This is a genomic window from Actinoplanes philippinensis (assembly GCF_900113015.1).
Lineage (GTDB): Bacteria > Actinomycetota > Actinomycetes > Mycobacteriales > Micromonosporaceae > Actinoplanes > Actinoplanes philippinensis.
The window spans coordinates 486,622-512,150 of record NZ_FONV01000001.1 but is presented as its reverse complement, the minus strand read 5'-3'; the positions used below and the strand labels follow the sequence as shown (position 1 = coordinate 512,150).

Sequence of the window (25,529 nt, the reverse complement as noted above, 5' to 3'; positions counted from 1 at the left end):
ATCGGACGTCAGTCCTGATACACCGGCGCGGGCGGATCCGCCGGGCCGAGCCGCTGCTCCAGCCACTTATCGTAGATGTCCGTCCAGGTGCCGTCGGAGCGCATCCTCTCCAGCACCCCGTTGACGAACCGGGTCATGTCCTCCTGCCCCTTCGGAATGCCGATCCCGGCCGGCTCGTCGGACACCGCCTGCCCGGTCACCTCGGTCATCGGGTCCTGCGCGGCCAGCCCGGCCAGCAGGATGTCGATGGTCGAGACCGCGTCCACCTGCCCCTGCTGGAGCAGCACCAGACAGTCCAGGGTGCTGTCGGTGCTGACCGGGACCAGCTCGTACGGCTGCTTCGCGATCGTCACGATGCTGGTGCTGCCCTTGGTGGCGCACACCTTCTTCTTCCGCAGGTCCGCGAAGTCCTTGATCTTGTCGGCCTTACGGACCAGCAGCCGCTGCCGGGACGGGATGTACTCGGTGGAGAACCACACCTGCTGCCAGCGCTCACAGGTCATCGACATGGTCCGGATGACCAGGTCGACCTCCTTGCTCTGCAGTTTCGGGATGCGCTCGGCCGTGGTGATCGCCCGGAACTGCACCTTCGACGGGTCACCGAAGATCGCCCGCGCGATCTCCCGGGCGAAGTCGATCTCGAAGCCGACCAGCTCGCCGGTGCCCGGATCACGGAACCCGAAGAGGTACGCGTTCTGGTCGATGCCGACGACCAGCCGGCCCCGCTGCGCGATGTCCGCCATCGTGCTCCTCGCCGGCATGGCGCCCGGCTTCGGCATCGACGCCGGCGGCCGCAGGCTGGCCCGCGGATTGCAGGTCGGCGCCGCCGACGGCGCCGGGACCTCCGCCGGGTCCTGCACGTTCAGCGGCCGCGGCACCGTCGCCGTGGCGTCCGCCGCCACCGGCCGCGACGGCTCGTCGGAGGTGCCGCACCCGGCCGCGACCAGGGCCACCGTCAACAGGGCGGCAACCGCCCCGGTCCTCGTCCTCATCGGTACTCCCCGATCCGTGGGCGGAAACCCAGTCCGACGGCGACCATCAACCCGACCGTGAGCAGGACGAATCCCGCCGACAGGCCGGTCAGGGCGCTCCCCGCCCCGCCGGTCTGCCCGTCCACCTGCTGATTGCCGGCCGCCAGCGCGCCGGTCAGCGCCGTGTCCAGCCGGGTGAACACCGCCGGCAGGTCCTGCTCGCCGGTCGCCGTCGCCAGCTCCACCGCGCGGTTCCAGTCGCCGCCGTTGTCCGCCGCCCGTACCCCCTGATGCAGCTTGCGCCACTGGTTCGCCTCGGTGCGGGCCTGATCGATGAAGACGGCCACCCGGCTGTCGGCCTCGGTCTCGGCCAGCGCCGCGGCGAGCAGTCCACCCTGCCCGTCCACACCGATCAGCTCGTCCAGCTGGCTGACGAACTCCGTCTCGAACGTCGCCCCGCCGCCGCGCGCCACCAGCGTCAGCGACTCGTTCGCCCGCGCCTGCAGCGCCGCCCGCCCCGCGTTGGCCAGCACCAGCACCTGCTTCGCCGGGCTGCCCGGCCCGGTCTCCAGCCGCCCGGTCGAGGCGCCCAGCGCGACCACCGACCAGAGCAGCGCCAGCACGGTGACGCCGCTCGCCGCCACCAGTCCCAGGTTGAACGTGCGCCGGCTGCGGCGGGCCACCAGCACCTGCGCCCACAGCAGCGCCGCGGCGAGCAGCGCCCCGAAGAACGCGGCCAGCCAGGGGAACCCGTCGGCCTCCTCCTGCTCGCCGACCAGCCGCCGATGGGTGCTGTCGAAGACCCCCGCCGCGGCCGGCAGGATCGTCTGCTGCATCAGCCCCGACGCCTCCCGCAGGTAGGCCCCGCCCAGCGGCACCCCGTGACGCTGGTTGGACCGGGCCGTCTCGACCAGGCCGGTGTAGACGGGCAGTTGCTCGGCCACCACCCGCAGCCGCGCCGTCTCGTCGTCGTCGGCGTCCCGCAACGCGACCGTCAGCGCCGTGCTGGCCCGCGCGATGCCGTCGAGATACCGGGTCCGCAGCGTGGCGGACTCGCCAGTGGTCGACAGGAACGCCGTCGCGGCGATCGCGTCGGCCTCGGCCAGCGACCGGTACAACGTCTGCGCGTCGACACTGATCGGCGCCTTCACCTCGGCGACGTCGGTCAGCAGCGCCGACCGCTCCCGCACGTCCGCGACCGCGGCCACTCCGGTGACCAGCGCCAGCACCACCAGCCCGGCCGCGACCAGCCAGTACAGCCGGGGCGTGGGCAGTCGCTCCCGTCCGGGCGGCGCGAGCTCTCTTGCAGGCGCGAGTTGGGTCGGCACGCACACCCCCGGGTGATCAATGTGGGACGGCCACGATACGGCGACACCGTCACGGTAGGGAACCGCGTCCACACCCTCGGAGCCGGCCGGGGACCTACGCCGCGAGGTCCAGCGCCGCCAGGTAGCCGAACGTCATCGCCGGGCCCAGGGTGGCGCCGGCGCCCGCGTAACCACGGCCCATCACCGAGGCGCTCGTGTTGCCGGCCGCGTACAGCCCGGGGATCGGCGTGCCGTCGTCGCGCAGCACCCGGGCCCGCTCGTCGGTCCGCAACCCGCCCTTGGTCCCCAGATCCCCTGGCACCAGCGCGAACGCCAGGAACGGCGGTTGCCGCAGAGCGCCCAGACACGGATTCGGCCGCTGACGCGGGTCGCCGTAGTAGCGGTCGTACGCCGACTCGCCCCGCCCGAAGTCCTCGTCCCGCCCGCCCGCCGCGAACCCGTTGAACCGCTCGACGGTCGCCGCCAGCGCCTGCGCCGGCACGCCGATCCGCCCGGCCAGCTCGTCCAGGGTGTCCGCCCGGTGCGCGATCCCGGCGTCGAACCAGCGCCGGGGCAGCGGGGCCCGCGGCGCCCGCCCGGCGAACAGGTACCGGTCCCGGTACGACCGGTCGGCCACCAGCCACGCCGGCAGATGCGGCCCGCTGCCGGTGCGGCCCAGCATGGCGTGCACCACGTCCACGTACGGCGCCGCCTCGTTGACGAACCGCCGCCCGGTCCCGTCGACGATCAGGCTGCCCGGCAGGTTGCGCTCGGCCAGGCAGAAGTACGCCCCACCGGTCAGCGGCAGCGACGGGCCCCACCACGCCTCGTCCATCAGGTCCAGCGCCGCGCCCAGCCGCTGCCCCTCCTCGATGCCGAGCCCGGTGTTCCCGGCCGCGCCGACCGTCCACGCGGTGCCCAGATCCTGGTGCTCCCGGCGCATCCGCTCGTTGTGGTCGAACCCGCCGCACGTCAGCACCACCCCGCGCCGCGCCCGCACCGGCCCGTCCGGCGTGCGCACCCCGGCGACCCGGCCGTCCGCCGTCTCCAGGGCGGTCATCGGCGTACCCAGCCGCACCGGAACCCCCGCCGACCGCAGCCCGGCCCGCAGACCGGCCGCCAGCGCCTGCCCCATGGTGAGCCGCCGCCCCCGGAACCGGCCCGCCGCCAGCTTGACCGCGGTCAGCGCCGACCGCGGATGCCGCAGACCCAGCGACAGCCACCGGTAGTCGACGGCGGTCACCGCCATCCCGCTCGGCGCCGCCCGGTACGGCGGGGCCAGCGCGCCGACGTCCGTGGCGACCCGGCGCACGTCGAGCGGCCGAGGCTCGACCGTGCGGCCCTCGGCCAGCCCGCCCGGCGCCTCCGGGTGGTAGTCGGGATAGCCGGGCACCCGCGCGAACTCCAGCGGCGTGTGCCGGGTGACGAACGCCAGCACCGCCGGCCCGTGCTCGAGCAGCGCATCGCGCCGGGCCGACGGCACCTCATCACCTGCAACGTGTTTCAGGTAGGTGGCCGCCTCCGGGCCGGGCAGCCACAGGCCCCCGCCGGAGCGGGCTGTCGAACCGCCGTACGCCTCCGCGCCGTCCAGGACCACAACGCTGAGCCCATGGTGCGCGGCGGCGAGCGCGGCGGTCATCCCGGCCGCGCCGCTCCCCACCACAACGACGTCGAATTTCTCTTCGCGCAACACTAGAACAGGTTATAGTTATCCGGTTCCCGGCGCTATTCCCCGTCCCTCCCGGAGGCCCGCATGGACGTCGTGGTGGTGGGCTTCGGCGCGGCCGGCGCCTGCGCCGCCATCGAGGCCGCCGAGTCCGGAGCCGACGTCCTCGTCATCGACCGCTTCACCGGCGGCGGCGCCACCGCCATCTCCGGCGGTGTCGTCTACGCCGGCGGCGGCACCCGGCAGCAACGCGCCGCCGGCGTCGACGACACCCCCGCCGCGATGTACGAATACCTGCGCCACGAGGTCCGCGACGCCGTCTCCCCGGCCACCCTGCGCCGCTTCTGCGACGAATCCGCCGGCATGCTCGCCTGGCTCGAGGACCACGGCGTGCCGTTCGACGCGAGCCTGTGCCCGTACAAGACCTCGTATCCCACCGACCGCCACTACCTCTACCAGTCGGGCAGCGAACACGCCCACCCGTCGCCGGCGCCCCGCGGTCACCGGACCCACGCCCCCGGAACCTCCGGCGGCACCCTCCACACCCGCCTGGCGGCGGCCGCCGCCGCGCGACGAGTCCGTTTCCTCCCGCAATCCCGAGCCGTCACCCTTCTCGTCGCCACACCCCCAGACCCCCGCAGCGGTACGGCCACCCCGCCCGCCCTCTCCCGTCCCCCCTCCGGCAGCCCCCACAGCCAGCCGCCTTCCGCCGGGCCGCCCGGCAGCCACCCGCCCGTTCCCCCCGCAGCGGCCGAGCCGCCGGGCGTTTCGTCCGGCCGGCCCGCGGGGCTGTCCGAGGGCGCCGGAGGCAGCTCTGCGGACCGGCCGAGAGTTGTGGGGGTGGTCTGCCGGACTCTGGGCGGGGCTCCGGCGTGGGCCCGGGTCGCGCATCGGTGGCTGCACCGGTGGTCGGTCAAACCCGGGGTCTACGTGCCGCGGGCCGGGCGGGCGCTGCACCGGATGGTCGCCGGGATCGAGCAGCGCTACGGGCGGGAGCTGGAGATTCGTGCCGATGCGGTGGTGCTCGCCGCGGGCGGGTTCGTCTTCGACCGGGAGATGATGCGGGAGCACGCGCCCGGACATCGCGGGCTGCGGCTGGGAACTCCGGGAGACGACGGCTCCGGCATCCGGCTCGGGACCTCGGTGGGCGCGGGCACCCGGCACCTGGACCGGGTCACGCTGTGGCGGTTCCTGACTCCGCCGTCGGCGCTGCTCGGTGGCCTCCTCGTCGACCGGGACGGCCGGCGGGTCGGTGACGAGTCCCGCTACGGGGCGGCGATCGGTGACGCCGTGCGTGCCTGTCCCGGCGGGAAGGCCTGGCTCGTCGTCGACGCGGACGTGCTCCGCGAGGCGCGGCGGCAGCTCGCGTCACAGACCCTGTGGTTCCAGCGCTGGCAGAGCCGATGGCTGTTCGCCGCGCGGCGCACCTCAGCACGGACCCTCGCCGAACTGGCCCGCCGCGCCGGCATCGACGAGGCCGCCCTGGCCGGGACCGTGGCCGCCAACAACGCCGCCGCGCTGGCCCACCGCGCCGGCATCGACGAGGCCGCGGCCGCCGACAACGCTGCCGCGCTGGCCCACCGCGCCGGCATCGACGAGGCCGCCGTGGCCGCCGACAACGCTGCCGCGCTGGCTCGCCGCGCCGGCATCGACGAGGCCGCCGTGGCCGCCGACAACGCCGCCGCGCTGGCCCGCCGCGCCGGCATCGACGAGGCCGGTAAGCCGATGGAGCTGGTCCGGCCGTTGGTCACGGCGCCGTTCTCGCTCATCGACGTGTCGTTGCGTGCCGCCCCAGCTCCCATGCTGACCCTCGGTGGCCTGACCGTCGACGAGGAGACCGGCCTGGCGCTGACCCCGGCAGGAGCACCGATCCCGGGCCTCTACGCGGCGGGCCGGACAGCCGTCGGCATCTGCTCGGCGTCGTATGTCAGTGGCCTGTCACTGGCCGACTGCGTCTTCTCCGGCCGGCGCGCGGGCCGTCATGCCGCCACCGCCGATTCCGCCGCGGCCGCAGCCGCCGTTGTCGCGTCTGCTGGTTCTGTCGTCGGTGTGGCTTCCGATTCCGCCGCGCCCGCAGCCGCCGTTGTCGCCTCCGCTGGATCTGTCGTCGGTGCGGCTTCCGAGTCGGGAGAAGAGCATGATCGACGAGACTGAACTGCGAATCCTAGCTGACCGGCTTCGGGACGCGGAGCGGGACCGGGCGCCCGTCGCGCCGCTCGTCCAGCGGAATCCGGGGCTCACCGCTGACGATGCCTATGCGATTCAGCTGTACAACATCCGGCGGCGGAGTGCCGCTGTCGTCGGGCACAAGGTCGGACTCTCCTCGAAAGCGATGCAGGAGATGATGGGGGTCGATGAGCCGGACTACGGGCATCTGCTCGCCGACATGCGACTGTCCGAGACCGAGCCGGTCGACGCCACGCGATTCTGCTGTCCGCGGGTGGAGATCGAAGTGGCGTTTCTTCTCGGTGACGACCTGCCCGGCGAGGACTGCACGGAGGAGGACGTCCTCGCTGCCACGGCGGCCTTCGCGCCGTCGATCGAGCTGATCGACAGCCGGATCGCCGATTGGCGGATCAGCCTGGCCGACACGATCGCCGACAACGCCTCTTCCGCCGGTTTCGTGGTGGGTGCTCAGCGCGTACCCCCGAAAGACGTTGATCCTCGCGGCATCGCCGCGGTCCTGTGGCGTGGCGACGAGGAAGTGGCGGCCGGGCGTTCGGACGCCGTGCTCGGGAATCCGGTGACCGCGGTGGCGTGGCTGGCACGGAAGGTGGCGAGATTCGGGGTGCGGCTGAAGGCGGGGCATCTGATTCTGCCGGGCGCCTGTGCGCGTGCCGTCGATGCGCGGCCGGGCGACGAATTCCGGGCCGGATTCAGCGGGCTCGGCGAAGTGCGATTGGCGTTTGCCGATGTCAAAAAGGGGGAGCGGGAATGACGCTCAGCGCGGCGATCGTCGGATCCGGGAACATCGGAACGGATCTGATGTACAAACTCCTTCGATCGCCGGCCGTCGAGCCGCGGTGGATGATCGGCGTCGATCCGGAGAGTGCGGGCCTGCGGCGGGCGGCGGAGGCGGGGCTGGCCGCCAGCAGCGCCGGCGTGGACTGGCTGCTGGCCCAGGATCCGCTGCCTGACCTGGTGTTCGAGGCGACGTCGGCGGCGGTGCACCGGGCGAACGCGCCGCGCTATGCGGAGGCCGGGATCCGGGCGGTCGACCTGACGCCGGCGGCGGCCGGGCCCGCGGTGGTGCCGGAGGTGAACCTCGGCGAGCACCGGGACGCGCCGAACCTCAACCTGATCACGTGCGGCGGGCAGGCGACGATCCCGATGGTCCACGCCGTGTCACGGGTGACGCCGGTCGCGTACGCCGAAATCGTGGCGACCGTCGCCTCCCGCTCGGCCGGACCCGGGACCAGGGCGAACATCGACGAGTTCACCCGGACGACGAGCCGCGGGCTGGAGACGATCGGCGGCGCGGCGCGCGGCAAGGCGATCATCGTGCTGAACCCGGCGGAACCGCCCCTGATCATGCGCGACACGATCTTCTGCGCGGTGTCGCCGGACGCCGACCAGGGCGCGATCACCAAGTCGATAGTGGACGTCGCCGCCGCCGTGTCGGCGTACGTGCCCGGCTACCGCCTGCTCGACGAGCCACAGTTCGACCAGGCCGGCGACCGGACACGGGTGGGGATCTTCGTCGAGGTGGAGGGCGCCGGCGACTTCATGCCGCCGTACGCCGGGAACCTCGACATCATGACCGCGGCGGCTACCAGGGTGGGTGAGGAACTTGCGCGATCTCAGGATCACTGACTCGTCCTTGCGGGACGGGTCGCACGCGAAACGGCACCAGTTCACCGTCACCGAGGTCACCGCGATCGTGGCGGCCCTCGACGACGCCGGCGTCCCCGTCATCGAGGTGACCCACGGTGACGGACTGGGCGGGTCGTCGTTCACCTACGGGCTCAGCCACACCCCCGAACAGGAGTTGATCAGCGCGGCGGTCCGTGCCGCCACCCGCGCGAAGATCGCGTTCCTGATGCTGCCCGGTGTCGGCGTCTTCGACGACATCCGGGCCGCCGCCGGCAACGGCGCCACGGTCTGCCGGATCGCCACCCACTGCACCGAGGCCGACATCGCCGTCCAGCATTTCGGCATCGCCCGCGACCTGGGCCTGGAGACGGTCGGCTTCCTGATGATGGCGCACTCGTCACCGCCGGAACGCCTCGCGGAGCAGGCCCGGATCATGGCGGACGCCGGCTGCCAGTGCGTCTACGTGGTCGACTCGGCGGGGGCGCTCGTCCTCGACCAGGTCGGTGACCGGGTCGCCGCCCTCGTCGCCGAGTTGGGCGCCGACGCGCAGGTCGGGTTCCACGGGCACGAGAACCTGGGGCTCGGCGTGGCGAACTCGGTGCTCGCCTACCGGGCCGGGGCGAAGCAGATCGACGGCAGCACCCGGCGGTTCGGGGCGGGTGCCGGCAACACCCCGGTCGAGGCGTTCGTCGGCGTCTGCGACAAGCTCGGCATCCGCACCGGAGTCGACTTCTTCAAGATCGTCGACGCGGCGGAGGACGTGGTACGCCCGGCGATGACCGACGAGTGCAAGCTGGACCGGATGGCCCTGATCATGGGGTACGCCGGGGTCTACTCCAGTTTCCTCATGCACGCGTACGCACTCGCCGAACGCTACCGGGTCTCGGGCGCGGAGATCCTGGTGAAGGCCGGTGAACGGCGACTGGTCGGCGGCCAGGAGGACCAGCTGATCACGATCGCCAGGGAACTCGCCGCCCACGGATAGCCCGCGGGGCGAAGCTCCCCCGGATCGCTCAGCGAGAAGCAACGAAAGGCGGCATCCGCCCGTCGTGCGCGTCCGTCGTGCGCCGCCCGTCGCCCGTCGCTCGCGGTCCGTCGCCCGTCGTGCGCGGTCCGTCGCTCGCGGTCCGTCGCCCGTCGTGCGCGGTCCGTCGTCCGCGGTCCGTCGCCCGTCGTGCGCCTCCGTCGCTCGCGGTCCGCCGCCCGCCGTCCGTGATCCGCTTACGTGATCGGCTGTCCGTGATCCGTGGTCCGCCGCCCGCTGTCCGTCGTCTGCCGCCCGTGATCCGTCGCCCGTCAGTAATAGGTGACCGTGACCGAGTCGGACAACGGAACCGCCTGGCAGGCCAGGGTGTAACCCTCCGCGAAGTCCTCCTCGTCGAGGATCTCGTTGTTGACCAGGGTGACCTCGCCGCTGACCAGGCGAACCGCGCACGCTCCGCACTGACCCTGCCGGCACGAATAGGGCGGATTGAGTCCCGCGTCGATGATGACGTCGAGCAGCCGCTTGCCCGGCGCCCACGGCAGCACGTGGGTCTGCCCGTCGATCGTCACCTCGGCGACCGCGGCCCGGCTCTCGACCGGTTCCGGCTCGAATCGCTCCACCCGGATGCTCGCGGCCGCCATGCCGGCCGCGAGCAGCGCCTTCTCGGCGACGGCGACGAAGGCCTCCGGTCCGCAGATGAAGGCCTCCCTGCCGACGTACGGCGTTGTCAACTCCCTGAGTGACTCCGCGGTAGGGACACCCCGCTCACTGTCCAGCCAGTGAATCACCGGCAGCATCGCGTCGAGCCGGTCCCGGAAGATGATCGACTCGGCGTCCCGGTTGGCGTAGACGAGCACCGGGTCACCGCGCAGCGCCTTGAGGATCCCCATGATCGGCGTGATGCCCGAGCCCGCGGCCAGGAACAACAGGTCGTCGTCGAACGAGTCCGGCGTGAACGACCCGGCCGGCCCCGCCATGTCGACGGTGTCCCCGGCCCGGACGTGGTCACAGATCCAGTTCGACACCTGGCCGCCCGGCACCCGTTTCACCGTCACCGCCGGCCGGTCGTCGACCCCCGGCGCGGTGGACAGCGAGTAGCAGCGTGCCCCGGCCGGTGTCCGCACCGTCAGATACTGACCCGGCCGGTAGTCGAACGTCGTCTCCAGCACCAGCGAACAGGCATCCGCGGTCTCCGGCACCACAGCGGCGATCCGGACCGGCTGGAAGTCGGGCATCAGCTCACCTCCAGACGACCCTCACGAACCGCCCGGTCGATGCTCTCCCGCAGCTCGGGGCAGGTGGGGACGAGCGCCGTCGGCCGCCCGCCCGCCACCGCGGCCAGCCGCTCGCACGCCGGCCCGGACCATTGCACGCTGGTCTGCATGGCACTGCGTTTCCCGGCCCGCACCCGCCGCCCGCACGCCTCACACCGCACCTCCCGCAGCCCGCCGGCCAGATACTCCTCCAGCTCAGCGACATCCCGCCCCTGAGCGCCGCCGATCCGCCCATCCGTGCCGCGCTCGTCCGTGCCGCGCTCGTCCGTGCCGCGCTCGTCCGGGGCGTGCCCGTCCGCGCTGCGCCGGTCCGCGCTGCGCTCGTCCACGGCGTGCCCGTCCGCGGTGCGGCTTGCCAGGCGTTGATCGTCCACGGCGCGGCTGTCCGTGCCGCAATGGTCTGCGCCGCAATCGTCCGTGCCGCGGTTGTCAGCGCTGCGACCGTCCGCACGGTTGTCCGCGCCGAGCCTGTGCGTGCGGCGACTGTCCGTGGCGCGGTCTGTGGCGGTGTCGGGGTCCGGGGCGCGGCCAGGGGTGGCATCGGGACCAGGGGTGGCGTCGCCGCCGGCCAGGCCGGTGGCCGTCATGAGGTGGCGGCCCGGGCCTGGTTGGCGGCGACCTCGGCCTCCCACGTCTCGACCGCCCGTGTCGTGTCCACCTCGAACTCGTAGCGCGCCACCATGTCGTCGGTGATGTCCTCCACGTCGACGTAGAACTGCTCATACCACCGGCGGAGCTGGTAGACCGGCCCGTCCTCGGCGCAGAGCAGCGGGTTGTCGATGCGTGTCTTGTTCTTCCAGATCTCCACGTCCTGCAGGAACCCGACGCCGATGCCCTTGGCGAACTTGGCCGCCGCCTTGGCTGCCTGCTCGGTGCTGAGCCCGGGCAGCCGCTTCATGATCAGGCCCCACTGGAGCACGAACGAGGTCGGGCTGACCGGATAGTGGCAGTTGATCAGCACCGACTCGATGTTGACGCCGTGCCAGTCGTTGTACAGGTAGTCGATCATGTACGCCGGCCCGTAGTAGGCCGCCTCCGACCGCAGCGTGGCGTCACCCGACTGGCTGGCCGAGGCCGGCACGTCGGGCCGCGGCCGGGTCTGCAGGAACTGCGCCGCCACATGCCCCTCCATCACGTTCTTGAAGAACGTCGGGAAGGCGAAGTGGATGTAGAAGAAGTGCGCCATGTCGACGACGTTGTCAATGATCTCCCGGCAGTTGGCGCCCTCGATGAGCACCGAATCCCACGTCCAGTCGCTCCACTCCTCGGAGAAGGCACCCTCGATACGCGGGATCGCCACCTCGGGCGGCGGGGGATTGCCCTGCGGATCGTTCCACACGAACAACTGCCTGTTCTGCTCACAGGTCGTCCACGCCCGGGTACGCGCCCGCATCGGGATCCGGTGCGCGTAGGGCACCTCGACACAGCGGCCCTCCCCGTTCCACCGCCAGTCGTGGAACGGGCAGGCGATGGTGTCGCCCTTGATCGTGCCCTGGGTGAGGTCACCACCCATGTGCCGGCAGTAGCCGTCGAGCACGTTGATCCGGCCGTGGGAATCGGCGAACACCACGAGTTTCGTGCCGAACGCCTCGATCGCGTGCGGCTGCCCGTCGCGGAACGTGTCGGCGAGCCCCAGGCAGTGCCACCCCCGGGCGAACCTCGCCGGTGGTCTGCCGGCATCGATGGTGCGCGGTTGCTGGCTGATGCTCATGTCCCACTCCTGGTCCCTAGGTAGAACGTGTTCTAGTATAGGGGTCGCTCGACACGCGGCCAACCAGCCTGGAGGGATCACATGGAAGCGGTCCTCGCCGGAGTTCGGGAACTGTTACCTGTTCTGCGAGAGCACGCGCAGGAGACCGAGGACCGGCGCTCGCTCGCCCCGGAGACGGTCAAGGCCCTCGCCGAGACCGGCTTCTTCCGCCTGCTCCAACCCGCCCGTTTCGGCGGCCACGAGGCGCACCCGCTCGACTTCCTCACCTGCGTGCGTGAGATCGCCTCGGCCTGCGGCTCGACCGGCTGGGTCGCCTCGGTGGTGGGCGTGCACGCCTGGCAGCTCGGCCTCTTCCCGGATCGCGCCCAGCAGGACGTCTGGGGCGGCGACCCGGGCACCCGGATGTCGTCGTCCTACGCGCCCACCGGCAGGATCAGCCGGGTCGACGGCGGATACCGGGTCAACGGCCGCTGGAGCTTCTCGTCCGGCTGCGACCACGCCACCTGGGTGCTGCTCGGCGGCATCGTCCCGCCCGGCGACGACGGCACACCCGCCGACTTCCGGACCTTCCTGTTGCCGGCCTCGGATTACACGATCGAGGACGTCTGGCACACCGTCGGCCTGCGCGGCACCGGCAGCAACGACATCGTCGTCGACGACGCCTTCGTCCCCGAGCACCGGTCGCTCAGTTTCAACGACACCGCACGCTGCGTCTGCCCCGGCCAGGAGCAGAACCCGGGACCGTTGTACCGGATCCCCTACGCCTCGATCTTCACCTATGCGATCACCACGCCGATCATCGGCATGGCGACCGGCGCCTACCGCGCGCACGTCGACTACACCCGCGAACGGGTCCGTGCCGCCTACGCCGGGGTCAAGGCCGCCGAGGACCCGCACGCCCAGGTGCGTGTCGCCGAGGCCGCGGCCGACATCGACTCCGCCTGGTACGCCCTGCAGACCAACATGCGCGAGCTCATGGACCTGACCACCGCCGGCGCCAAGCTCCCCATGCCGCTGCGGCTGCGGATCCGCCGCGACCAGGTCCGCGGGACCGCGCTGGCGATCCGCGCCGTCGACCGTCTCTTCGAGAGCTCCGGCGGCCGGGCGCTCGCCGTCGGCACTCCCATCCAGCGTTTCTGGCGCGACGCGCACTCCGGCCGCGTCCACGCGATCAACGACCCGGAACGGGCCCTGTCCATGTACGGCCGAGGCGAGTTCGGCCTGCCGCTCAACGACGCGATGGTGTGACATGACCCTGGCCTTCCATCGGGACGGCGCCGGCTCGCCGGTCGTCCTGCTGCACGGGGGCGGACCCGGCGCGTCCGCGCTGAGCAACTTCGGGCGCACGATCCCCGCGCTCGCCCCGCACTTCGACGTCCTCGCGGTCGACCAGCCCGGATACGGAGGGTCGCTCGGTGACCCGATCACCGGGCAGTACTTCACCCACGCCGCCACCGAGCTGGCCGCCCTGCTCGACAAACTCGGCATCGACCAGGTCGACCTGATCGGGAACTCGCTCGGCGGCGGGACGGCCGTCCGCTTCGCCCTGCTCCACCCGGCACGCGCCCGGCGGCTGCTCCTCATGGGACCCGGTGGACTGTCCCTGAACGTCTTCTCCGCGGACCCCACCGAGGGGGTCAAACGCCTCGCCGCGTTCGGCCGGGATCCCAGCCGCGCAAGGCTCGCGGCCTTTCTGCGGACCCTCGTCTTCGATCCGTCCCTGATCACCGACGAGCTGATCGAGGAACGTTTCCGGGCCGCGGCGGACCCGGCCGCCATGCGGGCCATGCAGGAGATGGGCGCCTCCTTCAGCAACCCGCGGACATACGAGGAGGGGATGCTCTGGCGCGACGCCCACCGCCTGCGCCACGAGACCCTGCTCGTCTGGGGCCGCGAGGATCGGGTCAACCCGCTCGACGGCGCGCTGGTCGCCCTCAAGGTCCTCAAGAACGCCCGCCTCCACGTCTTCGGCGGGTGTGGCCACTGGGCCCACCTGGAGAAATTCGACGAGTTCAACCGCCTGGCCATCGACTTCCTCACCTCCTGATCGAGCCTCCTGATCGAGCCTCCCGATGCCCTTCACCTCCTCTATCGCGCCCGCCCCGAGTCCTGGTTCTGTGAGAGGGGACACGCCCGTGAGCAACCTCGTCCGATCCCTCGGCTACCTGCGTGTCGAAGCCACCGACCTGCCCGCCTGGCGTGACTTCGGCGTCAAGGTGCTCGGCATGACCGAGGGCCGCGGCCCCGACCCGCACGCCGTCTACCTGCGCATGGACGAGCTGCCGGCGCGTATCGTGGTGGTGCCCGGCGAGCGGGACCGGCTCGCCGCCTCCGGCTGGGAGCTCGCCGGTCCGGCCGCCCTTGACCGGCTCGCCGCCGTACTCGACGAGGCCGGCATCGCCGTCAAGCCGGCCGGCGCCGACGAGCTCGCCGACCGCCGTGTCTCCCACCTGATCAGCGCCGACGACCCGGCCGGCAACCGCCTCGAGTTCTTCTGCGGCGCCGCCCTCGACAGCCGGCCGTCGCTCAGCTCCTACGGCACCCGGTTCGTCACCGGCGGCCAGGGCATGGGCCACGTCGTCCTGCCGGCCCGCGACGACGCCGCGTCGATGCGGTTCTGGTCCGAGGTCCTCGGCTTCCGGCTGCGCGACTCGATGCGGCTGGTCCCGGAGCACCTGGGGCTGCCGGCGAGCGACGAGCCGCTGTGGATGCGGTTCCTCGGGTGCGGTCCACGGCACCACAGCGTCGCTCTCGCACCGATTCCGGCGCCGTCCGGCCTCGTACACCTGATGATCGAAACCGAGACCCTCGACGACGTCGGCCGTGCCATCGACCGGTGCGCCCGCAACAAGGCCCCGATGATCTCCACCCTGGGCCGGCACGCCAACGACGAGATGGTCTCCTTCTACGTCCGGACCCCGAGCGGATTCGACATCGAGTACGGGTACGGTGGCCTCACCGTCGACGACGACACCTGGGTCGCCCGGCAGACCACCGCGCACAGCATCTGGGGCCACCGCTTCTTCTCCGGCGGCGGGCATTGACCACCCGCCCGTCCGTGCCGGTGTCCGCGCCGTTCCGCCGGGTCTTCGGTCACTTCGGAACCGGGGTCACCGTCATCACCACGGCCGACGCCGACGGCCCCGCCGGATTCGCCTGCCAGGCCTTCGCGCCGCTCTCCCTCGACCCGCCGCTGGTGCTCTTCTGCCCGCAGAACGGCTCGGCGACCTGGCGCCGGATCCGGGCCACCGGGACCTTCTGCGTCAACATCCTCGCCTCCGACCAGCGCGACGTCTCCCGCCTCTTCGGCACCCGCGGCGCCGACCGGTTCGCCACCCTCGACTGGACGCCGGCGCCGTCCGGAGCGCCGGTCCTGACCGGAGCCTTGACCTGGGCCGACTGCCGGGTCGAGGCGGTGCATCCGGGCGGCGACCACGCCATCGTCACCGGCCTGGTCACCACCCTCGGCCCGTGCCGTGACGTCACTCCGCTGCTCTTCCATCGCAGCCGATACACCACGACCACACCGACTTCGCCGTACGAGCCACCCGAGGTCGTCGACACCCTGCTGTCCTGGCCCCGCCACACCGACTGGATCTGAGCGGGCCACCTCACCTTTGTTCCGAAGGTCCGGTAACGATCTGTCGCAGTCGCCCCGGAGTTCCGGCGGCGAGCCACCCAAGCGCCGCGTTCAAGTCCTGGTCAGGCATGCTGTCGCCGTGAGTGAGGCGGATTCGGGGACCGGCGCGAACGAGCAGTTCGTGAAAGTCGTGTTCGAGCTGCAGCAGGACGACGACGGATGGCCGCCGGTGGGCCGGGAGGGCCTATGGGCAGTGCCGGTCACGGCGGACACGGTCCGGCTGGACAACACGCCTTGGTTCGCACGCAATGTGGCCAGCGGTGATCTTTTCCGGGTTCACCGCAGCGAGGACGGTCAGTTGGTGGCCGACGAACGGTTGGAGTGGTCCGGCAACTGCACCATCCGGATCATCCCGTTCGCGGACGGTGCGCTTGGCGGGTCGCGGCAACGGGTTCTTGACCTATTCGCGCCGCTTGGAGTCACCGGTGAGGGACTTCAACAGTTCGGCATGGTCGCCCTTGACGTGCCACCTGATGCCGATCTCGCGGCGGTCAAGCGGCAGCTGCGCGACGGTGCCCGTGATGGCTGGTGGGACTATGAGGAGGGGTGCGTTGGCGACGCATGGCTGGAAGCCGAGCCGCAAGATCGAGATGTGTAGAAACGTTGCGTGAGGAGGGTCGGATCCGGCTCTCAAGTTGGGACTCGCTCCCGCACCGGCAGGCCGTCGACCAACACGTCAAGCGCGGCCCGATCCAACCTTGACGCCGCCGGACTCCCGTCCGCACGCCGATAACGCACATCGACCGGTTCACCCGGCCAAGCGACGTGTGACATGCCCAGATGTTGCCAGGTTCGCCGCAGGTACGCGGTCAACCGACTGTGGGTCATTGTCACGATGTTGGCGGATCCGCCAACCCGGCCGTCAAGATCCTGAGAATCCGCCATCGGCGATGAGAACCTGCACCCGATCGAGCGCACCCTTGCTTGGAGATAACTTGGCTAGCGCCTATAGTCATGGGCAAGGTCTGTGGGAGTCGATCGCCACTGAGGAGGTGTCCGCATGGGTAGGCTGCGGAGACGGGAATTCGCCCGCAGAGGAGGTCGGTCCATGAGCGCCGAGTCAGCGTTTGAGTGGCAGCGACCGCCCGCGGAGGGGTTTACCGCCGATGACCTTGATCAGATTCCGGATCTCCCGTCACATGCCGAGCTCATCGACGGGAGCCTCATACTCGTGAGCCCGCAAAAGCGTTTCCACATGAGAATGTTGCGTCTGCTCGAGAATGCCCTGACCGAGTGTGCGCCACGGGATCGATTTCTCGTCAGTCGTGAGATGTCGGTCGTTCTGGGCCCGAGGCAGCGGCCGGAGCCTGATCTGATCGTCATTCACGCGGATGCCGAGATCGACGACGACGCCTCATGGTATCCGGCGGAGGCGGTCGTTCTCGCGATCGAGGTCGTCTCGCCGGAGTCGCTGATCCGTGATCGGCACCGCAAACCCCAGCTCTACGCCGAGGCGGGCATCCCGTATTTCTGGCGCGTGGAGAACAGGGACGGAAAACCGGTGGTGTACGCCTACGCGCTCGACCCGGCGATCGGTGAGTACACGCCGCTCACCATCTTCCGCGAGCGGGTGCAGTTGCCCGACCCGTTTCCGCTCGACATCGACCTCACTGAGATCGAGCGGATGTGAGCTCACGTGCAATGCGAGAAATCACTCGTGTATGAGAGCCCACCGATCGAGCCGCCCCATTTGACGCAGGTCTTCGCGGCCGGGGCGTCGACCGGCCCGGCGTAATACTGATACGAGCCGGTGTCGGCGATCGGCGCGCCGCCCTGCACCTCCAGCCTCGCGGACATCGAGGTCTTCTCGTCCAGCGTGTCGGTCTTGATGGTGACCACGCAGTTCTTGCCGCCCGCCGCCCGGAAGAGCAGATAGACAGTGCCGCGTTGTGCCCCGTCCGATGTGGTCAGCGTCCTCGAGTCGATCACCTGGTATCCGTTGCCGCAGAGCACAGCCGGGTCACCGTGCGGGTTCGTCGCCGGTCCGGTGGTGGCCGGATCGTCTGTCGCGGCCGGCCGACCGGTGGTTGTCGGCCCGTTGACCGGATCGTCCTGCCCGGCCTTGGTCTTCCCGGGAGCGGCGCTACCTTTCGGCGACGCCTTCGGGCGACCGGTGACCTGGCCGCGAGGCTTGTCGGCCGCGGCACCCGCCGGGACCTGCTTGCTCTGCGACCCGGTGTCCTGCGCCTCGAGCGTCGGGTCCGGATCGTCCGTCCGGGTGCCGATGATGATCGCCACGCCCGCGAGCAGCGCCACGACCGCGGCGGCCGCGAGCGCCACGGTGACATTGCGCCGCCGCCCCGAAGCCGCCCCGGTGACGTCACCCGCGGGCACCGGTGCCCCGCCCGTCGCGAAACCGCGCCCGCCCGCACCGTCCGACATCGAGCCCGTCGCGTATCCGGATCCCGCCGTGCCGCCGGACGCCGGCCCGGTCGCGTATCCGGATCCCGCCGTGCCGCCGGACGCCGGCCCGGCCGCGTACCCGGACCCGGCCCCGCCGCCGCCCCGCATCGATCCTCCGTTGGACCCGCTCCCGGGGGCGCCGACCGAGGCTGCGCCGGATGCGAACCCGTGCGGGGCCGCCATCCCTCGCCCGGCCGTTCCGGGCCCGGCCGTAGACCCGGCCCCCGTCGGCGGGAAGCCCGACCCGCCCGCAGGTCCGGTCCCCGCTGGAAAGCCGCCAACCGGCCCGACCCCCGCCGGAAATCCTTCAGCACCGGAACGGCCAGCTGGGAACGCCCCCGCACCCGCATGTCCGGCTGGAAACGCCCCGGCACCCGCACGTCCGGCAGGGAACACCCCGGCACCGGACCGTCCGGCAGGAAACGCCCCAGTGCCGGACCGTCCGTCCGAAACCGACCCGGCACCGGACTGTCCGGCTGGGAAATCCCCGGTACCGGTCCGTCCGCCCGGAACCGCCCCGGTCTGTCCGCCCGGAACCGCACCGGTCCGTCCGCCCGGATTCGGCCCCGCACCGCCACCGTTGACCGACCCCGGCTGCGACGGCCCACCCGCCACGAGCGGCCCGGAAGCCCCCGCCCGCCGCCCACCGGGATGCGAGGGAGCGCCAGCCGCCGCCCGAGCCGCCGCGGCCAGCGCCGCCGCACTGGGAAACCGGCGCCCCGGATCCTTGGCGAGCGCCCGCATCACCACGGCGCCGACAGCCGCCGGCACGTCCGGCGGCAGCACCGGAGGCTGCCCGTGCACCAGCTGAGCCAGGACGGCTAGCGGATTGTCCCCGACGTACGGCGGCCGCCCCGTGAGACAGCAGAACGCGACAGCGCCGATCGCGTACATGTCGGTGGCGGCGGTGACAGGACGGCCCTCAGCCTGTTCCGGGGCCATGTAGTGGGCACTGCCGAGAACCACGTTCGTGCTGGTGATCCCGGTGACGCCGGTCGATCGGGCCACTCCGAAGTCGACGAGAACGATGGCGCCGCCCGGCCGTACCAGAAGATTGCTGGGTTTGACGTCCCGGTGAATGATGCCGGCGTCGTGCGCGGCCTGGAGGGCGTCGGCGACCTGCGCGACCGCCGCCATCGTGTCGGCCGGCCCGAGCCGCCCGGCCCGCTGGATCCGCGCCGACAGCGGGGTCCCGTCGATGAACTCCATCACCAGGTAGTCGAGCCCGTGCGCGCCGACCTGCGCGTTCTCACCGTAGTCGTAGACCTGCACGATCCCGGGGTGACGCAGCGCCGCCATCATCCGCGCCTCGGACCGGAACCGGGTGATGAAGTCCGCATCGGACATCAGCGCCGGGAGCAGCACCTTCACCGCGATCTCCCGCTGCAGCAGCAGGTCGTCGCCGCGCCACACCTCGCCCATGCCACCGGCGGCGATCCGCTGGGTCAGCCGATAGCGGCCGTTGAGCACGTCTCCCGGTGAAAGCACCGGATCATGCTAGTCGGCCGTGGACAGCAGCATGGGAGTGAGCCGCGCGACATGAGACTCGGGCGTTCCGAACATCTGCGCCGTCACCCAGGCCCGCCGCAGGTATCGGTGCGCGTCGTGTTCCCAGGTGATCGCGATGCCGCCGTGCATCTGCACCATCTCGGCGGCGACCGCCCGCACCGTCTCCGAGCAGGTCACCTTCGCCGCCGCGGCGAGCAGCGGGGCCTCGGCGGCGCCGTCGGCGACGGCCTGCACGGCGGCTTCGGCGGCGGACCGGGCGGCCTGGACCCGCACGTACGCCTCGGCGAGCCGGTGCTGCAGCACCTGGAACGACCCGATCGGCCGCCCGAACTGATGCCGCTCCTGAACATAGGCGACCGTCAGTTCGAGGGCGCGTTCGGCGGTGCCGAGCTGCTCGGCGGCGAGCGCGGCGCAGGCGATGTCCCGCAACTCCGGAGCCGGCCCGTCCAGCCGCCGCCCCGGAACCCCGTGCAGCCGCAGCGTCCCCAGCTGCCGGGTGAGATCGAGCGTCGCGGCGACCTCGATGCCGGTGTCCACTTCGTAGAGCGCGCCGTCGACCACGACCAGCACCACGTCCGCCGCGGGAACGTCCGGGAAGACCCCACTGACCAGGCCGTCCTCCGACACCGCCCCGGAACCCTGCCAGGCGACGGCCACGACCGTCTCGCCCGCGCAGATCGCCGGCAGCAGCCGCGCGCGGGCGTCGTCGTCACCCGAGCCGAGCAGCGCGTGCACCGCCGGCACGGTCCCCAGCATCGGCGCGGGGCTCAGCACCCGCCCGAACTCCTCCAGCACGACGGCCGCCTCACCGAGCGTCGCACCCGAACCACCGCACTCCTCCGGCACCGTCAGCCCACCGACGCCGATCTCCTTGCACAGCCGCGTCCACCCGCCCTCCGCCGCGATCTGCCCGCCGAGCAGGCCACGCACCGCCGCCCGCAGCGCCGCACGCTCCTCAACCATCAAGATCAAGACCTTCCTTCTCGGTACGGCCCACACCCGCCCCCGCCGAACGATCCCCGTCCCGTGGCAGCCCCGCGGCGTCCTCCCGGTGTCGGGCCGAAACGCGCCCGCCGGGCTGAGGCCCGTGGTCACCGGCTGTCCCGCCCGCGTTCCCCACCGGTCCCGAGGTCCGTGTGGCTGTCACCGGTGTCGCGGCGACGCTGACACACCGCTGACAGCCACACCGTTCATGCACCGCGGTCCCGGCGGCCGCTCCAGGTCCCGTCCCGACGAGCCCGGCGCGTTCCGCCGTGGCGCGGTGAGCGAGTTTCGGGGTTGTGGGTTGGGTGGGTTCTGGGGTGTGGGGTGTCGCCGCGGTGGGCCCGGTGTGTTCCGCCGTGGCGCGGTGAGCGAGTTTCGGGGTTGTGGGTTGGGTGGGTTCTGGGGTGTGGGGTGTCGCCGCGGTGGGCCCGGTGTGTTCCGCCGTGGCGCGGTGAGCGAGTTTCGGGGTTGTGGGTTGGGTGGGTTCTGGGGTGTGGGGTGTCGCCGCGGTGAGCTCGGTGTGTTCCGCCGTGGCGCGGTGAGCGAGTTTCGGGGTCGTTGGCCGGACAGGTGCAGGGGCGGCGGGTGCCGCCGCGGTGAGTTCGGTGAGGATCCGGCGGCGGTGCCAGTCGGCGGTGCCCCACGACAGGTGCAGCGCCCGCACCCGCGTCAGGTAGCGCCCGAGATCATGCTCCCGCGTGTATCCGATCGCCCCGTGCACCTGTAGCGCCGTGCGGGCCGCGAGCAGGGCCGCCTCGCCGCAGGCGACCTTCGCCGCCGACACGTCCCGGGCCGCGCTGGTCGGCACCGAGGTGGACCACTGAGTCGTGCCTCCGGAGAAGCCGGGCACGGTGCCCGCGCGTTCCCACGGGCTGTCGGCAGAACGGGACGCGGTAGCGGGAGTGCGAAGGGCATGGGCGAAATCTGCGGTGGCCGAGGGGAAGGCAGGGGCGATGCCGGGGGTGGCCGAGGGGAAGGCAGGGGCGATGCCGGGGGTGGTCGCCGGGCCGGCGGAGGCAGGGGCGCGGCCGGAAGTGGTGGCGGGGCCGGGTGTGCTGGAGCGGGAAGGTGTGGGGGCGACAGGCGGGGTGGGCTCCGCCGGGTCCGGGGCGGTGAGGGCCACGGCGGCGGCGTAGAGCAAGGGGCGGGCGAAGGACAGGGCCACGGCCACGTCGGCCAGCCGGTGGCGGATCGCCTGGAAGGAGCCGATCGGGTGGCCGAACTGGGTGCGGGTCCTGGCGTGTTCGACGGTCATCGACAGCAGGGCCTCGCCCGCTCCCAGGAGCTGGGCGGCGCAGGCCAGCGTGCCCAGGTCGAGGGCCCGCGCGATCGGGGCGGTCTCCTCGGCGATCTCACCGGGGAGGGCCTCGACGAGCCGCCGGGACGGGTCGAGGGAATCCCGCGCCGGGCCGGGGCTTGCCAGCCGTACCACCTGGTTGTCGGTGAGCAGGAGGAGATCGGCCACGTCGCCGTCGGCGGCAAGGGGCAGCGATGGTGGCGCAGCCACCGAGGCGATGATCCGGCCGTCGGCGAGTTCCGGCAGCCGGCGCCCGGAGACGAGCAGGGTGGGCGCCGCCGCGATGGACTCGGCGACCGGGCCGGGGACGGCGTGCCGCCCGAGCGTCTCGCAGACGACGGCCAGGTCGTCGACTCCCGCGTCGAGGCCTCCGAAGCGTTCCGGCACGAGCAGCCCGGTCACCCCGGCGTCGCTGAGCGACGACCACAGCCGCCGCAGCGGCCCCGGATCGCCGGCCGCCCGGGCGGAGGCCACGGCGGGAACATCCGCCCTGGTCAGCAGGGTGTCCAGGACCTCGGTGAACCGGCGCTGCTCGGCGGAGGGGGTGAGTCTCATCGGGGCAGCCCGAGTTCGCGCTGGGCGAGGATGTCGCGCTGGATCTCGTTGGTCCCGGCGTAGATCGGCCCGGCCAGCGAGAACAGGTAGCCGCCGGTCCATCCGGGGTCGATCTCCGCGAGCGGCCCGAGCGCGTCGAGGGCGGTCTCGTGCAGGGCGACGTCCAGCTGGGACCAGAACAGCTTGGTGGCGCTCGGCGCGACCGGCTCGTCGAGCGACGCGTACGCCTGCATCCGGTAGGCCCGCGCCCCGATCCAGGCGTCGGCGACCCGGCCGCCGAGGTCGCCGTGGGACGCGAGTCCCACCAGGCGGTCGGCTGCCACCGTGAACCGGCCCGGCCCGCGCAGCGTCAGGCCCCGCTCGTGCCCCGCGGTGCTCATCGCCACCCGCCACCCGTCGCCGGGCGCGCCGATCACGTCGTCGCCGGGCACGAACACGTCGTCGAGGAAGATCTCCGCGAACCCGGCCGTGCCGTCGAGCTGGCGGATCGGCCGTACGGTGACGCCCGGCGCCCGCAGGTCGAACATCAGGTAGGTCAGCCCCCGGTGACGTGCCCCGGGGCCGCTGCGGAACAACCCGAACGCCCGGTCCGCGACGACCGCCCGGGAACTCCACGTCTTCTGCCCGGACAGCAGCCAGCCGCCGTCGACGGGCCGCGCCCGGGATCGGACGGCCGCGAGGTCACTGCCGGCCTCCGGCTCGGACCAGGCCTGCGCCCACACCTGCTCGCCCCGCGCCATCGGCGGCAGGATCCGCGCGCACTGGGCCGGCGTTCCGTGCGCGAGCAGGGTCGGCGCCAGCAGGAACAGCCCGTTCTGCACGATCCGCGCCGGCGCGCCGGCGGCGAAGTACTCCTCGTCGAAGAGCAGCGCGTGCAGTGGGGGAGCGGCCCGTCCGCCGTACTCGACGGGCCACGACACGGCCGCGAGACCGGCCTCCGCGAGGGCCGCCTCCCACAACCGGTGCGCGGCGCTCCCGGCCTCGGTGTCCGGCGAGGGCAGCGGCGCCCGCGGCACGTGCCCGGCGAGCCACTCCCGCACGAGGTCCCGGAACGCGGCCGCCGGCGGGTCCAGGTCGAGGTTCATCCGGCCGCCCTCTTCATCGCCTTCGCGTCCAGCCCGGCCAGTGGATCGGCGCTGACCTCGGCGTTGTGCGAGTGCGCCACGTGATGCAGGCCGAACACGCCGTCCATCCCGGCGCGCAGGCCCATCTGGTCCTCGCACTGGTTGACCGCCCGTTTGGCCAGCGCCAGCCCGAACGGCGGCATCTCGGCGATCCGCGCGGCCAGCGCGAGGGTCTCGGTCTCCAGCGCGGCGCGCGGCACGATCCGGTTGACCATGCCGATCTCGTACGCCCGGCGCGCCCCGAACCGGTCCCCGGTGAACAGCACCTCCCGGGCGAACCGCGGCCCGAGCATCCACGGGTGGGCGAAGTACTCGACGCCGGGGATCCCCATCCGCAGCACCGGGTCGGCGAAGAACGCGTCCTCGGCGGCGACGATCAGGTCGCACACCCAGGCGAGCATCAGGCCGCCGGCCACGCAGGCGCCCTGCACCATGGCGACGGCCGGTTTCGGGATGTCCCGCCAGCGCCGGCACATGCCCAAGTAGACCTCGCTCTCCCGGGCGTACCGCCGGTCCGCCCCGGTTCTGGACGTGTGATCCCACCAGGTGACCGCGCGCCGGGGGAAGGACGTGTCGGCGTCCCGCCCGGGGGTGCCGATGTCGTGCCCGGCGGAGAAGTGGTCGCCCGCGCCGGCGAGCACGATCACGGCCACCTCGTCGTCGTCGACGGCCCGGGTGAAGGCGTCGTCGAGCGCGTAGGTCATCGCCGAGTTCTGCGCGTTGCGGTAGCGGGGCCGGTTCATGGTGACGAGCGCGACCGGCCCGCGCCGCTCGTAGCGCACCACCTCGCTCATGGAGCCTCCCGGAGCAGGTATTTGAGGACCTTGCCGCTGGCGTTGTGCGGCAGCTCGGCCCGGATCCGCACGGAGCGGGGCGCCTTGTATCCGGCGAGCCGTTCCCGGCACCAGGCGATCACCGCGTCCGGGTGCAGCTCGTGGCCGGGGCGGGCCACCAGGTACGCCCGGCCGACCTCGCCGAGCCGCTCGTCCGGCACCCCGATCACGGCTGCCTCGGCGACTCCGGCCAGCCCGGCGAGGGCCCGTTCCACCTCGGCCGGGTAGACGTTGAAGCCGCCGCAGATGTACATGTCCTTGAGCCGGTCGGTGATGGTCAGGTTGCCCTGGTCGTCGAGCCGGCCGATGTCCCCGGTGTGCAGCCAGCCGTCCGGGTCGATCGCCGCGGCGGTGGCCGCCGGGTCGTCGAGGTAGCCGAGCATCACGTTCGGCCCGCGCAGCAGCACCTCGCCGTCCTTCTCGGCGATCCGCACCTCGAAACCGGCGGCGGCGCGCCCGCTGGTGTGCGCGACGGTCAGGGTGTCGTCGCCGGGCCGGCACATGGTCGCGACGACGGCTTCGGTCAGCCCGTACGCGGTGAGGACGGTGGTGATCCCCAGCTCGTCACGGATCCGGTCGATCAGCGCCGGCGGCACTGTCGCGGCCCCGGTGACGGCCAGCCGCAACGAGGTCCGGCCGGTCCGCCCCGGATGGTCGAGCAGCCCGATGTAGAGGGTCGGCGGGCCGGGCAGCACGGTGATGTGCTCGTGCTCGATCAGCTCCCGGGCCCGGGGCACGTCGAACACGGCCTGCGGCACGATGGTCGCCCCGCTGGTCAGGCAGGCCAGCAGCCCCGCTTTCAGGCCGAAGCTGTTGAAGAACGGGTTGATCACCAGGTAGCGGTCCCGGACGCCGACGCCGCCGATGCCGGCCCAGGCCCGGGCCACCCCGAGCGACTGCCGGTGCGCGCTCATCACGCCCTTGCTGATCCCGGTGGTCCCGGAGGTGAAGAGGATGTCACCGACGTCGTCCGGGCGTACCGCCGCGGCTCTCCCGGCAGCGGTCGCAGCGGTGACCTCGCCGGCGCGGCCGAGGAAGGCGTCCCAGTCGGGCAGGGGCAGCACGAACGGCGGGAGCGACCCGGCCGGCAGCGACGCCAGGCGATCGACGCCGAGGAACGGGCCGGTGACGATCAGGCCTTTCGCGTCGCTGCGGGCCAGGATGTCGGCGGCCTCCGGGCCGGTGAACCGGGTGTTGACCGGCACCAGCGTGGCGCCGGCGCACCAGACGCCGAGAGCGGCGAGCACCCAGCGCGCGCTGTTGGGCGCCCACAGCGCGACCCGGTCGCCGGGCTCGATGCCGGACGCGATCAGCGCCCGCGCCACGGTCCGCGCCTCGTCGTGCAGCTCGGCGAAATTCCACCGGCGCTGATACGGATCGACCAGCGCGGGCTCCCGGCCGAACTCGCGCGCCGCGTGCGCCACCACCGCCGGAACGGTCTCCATCGGACCTCCCCT

19 protein-coding genes and 4 pseudogenes are annotated in these 25,529 nt (G+C 72.3%); 10 read left to right on the top strand and 13 right to left on the bottom strand.

The window, feature by feature from the left end; all coding sequences use genetic code 11:
* Positions 1–8: 8 nt before the first annotated feature.
* From BM290_RS02325 to BM290_RS02315, 3 genes are all read right to left on the bottom strand, one after another.
* Positions 9–992, bottom strand: coding sequence for a glutamate ABC transporter substrate-binding protein (locus BM290_RS02325; protein ID WP_093609374.1), 984 nt, complete (start codon positions 990–992; stop codon positions 9–11).
* On the bottom strand, positions 989–2,299 hold the full coding sequence (locus tag BM290_RS02320; RefSeq protein WP_143133569.1) for a hypothetical protein: 1,311 nt from the start codon (positions 2,297–2,299) through the stop codon (positions 989–991). The genes BM290_RS02325 and BM290_RS02320 overlap by 4 nt, the downstream gene beginning before the upstream one ends.
* A 94-nt stretch (positions 2,300–2,393) precedes the next feature.
* The gene (locus BM290_RS02315) at positions 2,394–3,971 is read right to left on the bottom strand and encodes an FAD-dependent oxidoreductase (protein WP_275413110.1); all 1,578 of its coding nucleotides are present in this window, start codon (positions 3,969–3,971) and stop codon (positions 2,394–2,396) included.
* Between the two features lie 60 nt (positions 3,972–4,031).
* Between BM290_RS02315 and BM290_RS49460 the strand changes: the two are divergent.
* The 4 genes and pseudogenes from BM290_RS49460 to dmpG form a co-directional block, all read left to right on the top strand.
* Positions 4,032–5,915: pseudogene (locus tag BM290_RS49460) on the top strand (FAD-dependent oxidoreductase); the annotation flags it as partial.
* Positions 5,916–6,081: 166 nt separating this feature from the next.
* Positions 6,082–6,882 (top strand): 2-keto-4-pentenoate hydratase, encoded by an 801-nt coding sequence (locus BM290_RS02305; RefSeq protein WP_093609366.1) that lies wholly within the window; start codon positions 6,082–6,084, stop codon positions 6,880–6,882.
* A complete protein-coding gene (locus BM290_RS02300) occupies positions 6,879–7,757 on the top strand; it encodes an acetaldehyde dehydrogenase (acetylating) (RefSeq protein ID WP_093609364.1) in 879 nt (292 codons plus the stop codon). Before BM290_RS02305 ends, BM290_RS02300 begins: the two co-directional genes overlap by 4 nt.
* Entirely contained in the window at positions 7,735–8,742 is a 1,008-nt protein-coding gene (gene dmpG / locus BM290_RS02295; protein ID WP_203779096.1) for a 4-hydroxy-2-oxovalerate aldolase, read from the top strand. The genes BM290_RS02300 and dmpG overlap by 23 nt, the downstream gene beginning before the upstream one ends.
* A gap of 311 nt (positions 8,743–9,053) precedes the next feature.
* On the opposite strand, the gene BM290_RS02290 is transcribed toward dmpG, so the two are convergent.
* From BM290_RS02290 to BM290_RS02280, 3 genes are all read right to left on the bottom strand, one after another.
* The gene (locus tag BM290_RS02290; RefSeq protein WP_093609360.1) at positions 9,054–9,977 is read right to left on the bottom strand and encodes a ferredoxin--NADP reductase; all 924 of its coding nucleotides are present in this window, start codon (positions 9,975–9,977) and stop codon (positions 9,054–9,056) included.
* Positions 9,977–10,390: a hypothetical protein gene (locus tag BM290_RS49455; RefSeq protein WP_239143293.1), complete on the bottom strand. Its 414-nt coding sequence runs from the start codon at positions 10,388–10,390 to the stop codon at positions 9,977–9,979. The genes BM290_RS02290 and BM290_RS49455 overlap by 1 nt, the downstream gene beginning before the upstream one ends.
* A 209-nt stretch (positions 10,391–10,599) precedes the next feature.
* Entirely contained in the window at positions 10,600–11,727 is a 1,128-nt protein-coding gene (locus BM290_RS02280; protein WP_093609358.1) for a 3-ketosteroid-9-alpha-monooxygenase, oxygenase component, read from the bottom strand.
* An 81-nt stretch (positions 11,728–11,808) separates the two neighbouring features.
* Between BM290_RS02280 and hsaA the strand changes: the two genes are divergently transcribed.
* The 6 genes from hsaA to BM290_RS02250 all read left to right on the top strand — a co-directional run bounded on the left by hsaA (position 11,809) and on the right by BM290_RS02250 (position 16,997).
* Positions 11,809–12,975: a 3-hydroxy-9,10-secoandrosta-1,3,5(10)-triene-9,17-dione monooxygenase oxygenase subunit gene (gene hsaA / locus BM290_RS02275; protein ID WP_093609356.1), complete on the top strand. Its 1,167-nt coding sequence runs from the start codon at positions 11,809–11,811 to the stop codon at positions 12,973–12,975.
* 1 nt (position 12,976) lies between these two features.
* Positions 12,977–13,774: a 4,5:9,10-diseco-3-hydroxy-5,9,17-trioxoandrosta-1(10),2-diene-4-oate hydrolase gene (gene hsaD, locus BM290_RS02270; protein WP_093609354.1), complete on the top strand. Its 798-nt coding sequence runs from the start codon at positions 12,977–12,979 to the stop codon at positions 13,772–13,774.
* Positions 13,775–13,862: 88 nt separating this feature from the next.
* A complete protein-coding gene (gene hsaC / locus BM290_RS02265; protein ID WP_239143294.1) occupies positions 13,863–14,771 on the top strand; it encodes an iron-dependent extradiol dioxygenase HsaC in 909 nt (302 codons plus the stop codon).
* A gap of 14 nt (positions 14,772–14,785) precedes the next feature.
* Positions 14,786–15,328: a 3-hydroxy-9,10-secoandrosta-1,3,5(10)-triene-9,17-dione monooxygenase reductase subunit gene (gene hsaB, locus BM290_RS02260; protein WP_093609350.1), complete on the top strand. Its 543-nt coding sequence runs from the start codon at positions 14,786–14,788 to the stop codon at positions 15,326–15,328.
* A 118-nt stretch (positions 15,329–15,446) separates the two neighbouring features.
* A complete protein-coding gene (locus BM290_RS02255) occupies positions 15,447–15,965 on the top strand; it encodes a DUF4265 domain-containing protein (protein ID WP_203779097.1) in 519 nt (172 codons plus the stop codon).
* Between the two features lie 450 nt (positions 15,966–16,415).
* A complete protein-coding gene (locus BM290_RS02250; RefSeq protein WP_093609348.1) occupies positions 16,416–16,997 on the top strand; it encodes a Uma2 family endonuclease in 582 nt (193 codons plus the stop codon).
* A 1,421-nt stretch (positions 16,998–18,418) separates the two neighbouring features.
* Here the strand turns inward: BM290_RS02250 and BM290_RS49450 are convergent.
* From BM290_RS49450 to BM290_RS02220, 7 genes and pseudogenes are all read right to left on the bottom strand, one after another.
* Positions 18,419–19,258 (bottom strand): annotated as a pseudogene (locus BM290_RS49450) (serine/threonine-protein kinase); the annotation flags it as partial.
* Positions 19,259–19,267: 9 nt separating this feature from the next.
* Positions 19,268–20,242 carry an acyl-CoA dehydrogenase family protein gene (locus BM290_RS02240; protein WP_093609346.1) on the bottom strand — a complete coding sequence of 325 codons (975 nt, stop codon included), beginning with the start codon at positions 20,240–20,242 and terminating at the stop codon, positions 19,268–19,270.
* A pseudogene (locus BM290_RS51000) lies at positions 20,235–21,143 on the bottom strand (acyl-CoA dehydrogenase family protein); the annotation flags it as partial. The gene BM290_RS02240 and the pseudogene BM290_RS51000, both read right to left, overlap by 8 nt.
* 228 nt (positions 21,144–21,371) lie before the next feature.
* Positions 21,372–22,115, bottom strand: a pseudogene (locus BM290_RS49440) (acyl-CoA dehydrogenase family protein); the annotation flags it as partial.
* A complete protein-coding gene (locus tag BM290_RS02230) occupies positions 22,112–23,200 on the bottom strand; it encodes an acyl-CoA dehydrogenase family protein (RefSeq protein WP_093609342.1) in 1,089 nt (362 codons plus the stop codon). The gene BM290_RS02230 and the pseudogene BM290_RS49440, both read right to left, overlap by 4 nt.
* Positions 23,197–24,033 carry an enoyl-CoA hydratase gene (locus BM290_RS02225; protein ID WP_093609340.1) on the bottom strand — a complete coding sequence of 279 codons (837 nt, stop codon included), beginning with the start codon at positions 24,031–24,033 and terminating at the stop codon, positions 23,197–23,199. The genes BM290_RS02230 and BM290_RS02225 overlap by 4 nt, the downstream gene beginning before the upstream one ends.
* Positions 24,030–25,517, bottom strand: coding sequence for a FadD3 family acyl-CoA ligase (locus BM290_RS02220; protein ID WP_093609338.1), 1,488 nt, complete (start codon positions 25,515–25,517; stop codon positions 24,030–24,032). The genes BM290_RS02225 and BM290_RS02220 overlap by 4 nt, the downstream gene beginning before the upstream one ends.
* Positions 25,518–25,529: the final 12 nt, after the last annotated feature.

Bases quoted from the DNA above. Each gene is read 5' to 3' on its own strand.
- BM290_RS02280 (WP_093609358.1), bottom strand. From the start codon at position 11,727: ATGAGCATCAGCCAGCAACCGCGCACCATCGATGCCGGCAGACCACCG.
- BM290_RS02225 (WP_093609340.1), bottom strand. From the start codon at position 24,033: ATGAGCGAGGTGGTGCGCTACGAGCGGCGCGGGCCGGTCGCGCTCGTC.
- BM290_RS02305 (WP_093609366.1), top strand. From the start codon at position 6,082: ATGATCGACGAGACTGAACTGCGAATCCTAGCTGACCGGCTTCGGGAC.
- BM290_RS02240 (WP_093609346.1), bottom strand. From the start codon at position 20,242: ATGGTTGAGGAGCGTGCGGCGCTGCGGGCGGCGGTGCGTGGCCTGCTC.
- hsaD (WP_093609354.1), top strand. From the start codon at position 12,977: ATGACCCTGGCCTTCCATCGGGACGGCGCCGGCTCGCCGGTCGTCCTG.
- BM290_RS02250 (WP_093609348.1), top strand. From the start codon at position 16,416: ATGAGCGCCGAGTCAGCGTTTGAGTGGCAGCGACCGCCCGCGGAGGGG.
- BM290_RS02230 (WP_093609342.1), bottom strand. From the start codon at position 23,200: ATGAACCTCGACCTGGACCCGCCGGCGGCCGCGTTCCGGGACCTCGTG.
- BM290_RS02300 (WP_093609364.1), top strand. From the start codon at position 6,879: ATGACGCTCAGCGCGGCGATCGTCGGATCCGGGAACATCGGAACGGAT.
- hsaA (WP_093609356.1), top strand. From the start codon at position 11,809: ATGGAAGCGGTCCTCGCCGGAGTTCGGGAACTGTTACCTGTTCTGCGA.
- BM290_RS02290 (WP_093609360.1), bottom strand. From the start codon at position 9,977: ATGCCCGACTTCCAGCCGGTCCGGATCGCCGCTGTGGTGCCGGAGACC.
- BM290_RS02220 (WP_093609338.1), bottom strand. From the start codon at position 25,517: ATGGAGACCGTTCCGGCGGTGGTGGCGCACGCGGCGCGCGAGTTCGGC.
- BM290_RS02325 (WP_093609374.1), bottom strand. From the start codon at position 992: ATGAGGACGAGGACCGGGGCGGTTGCCGCCCTGTTGACGGTGGCCCTG.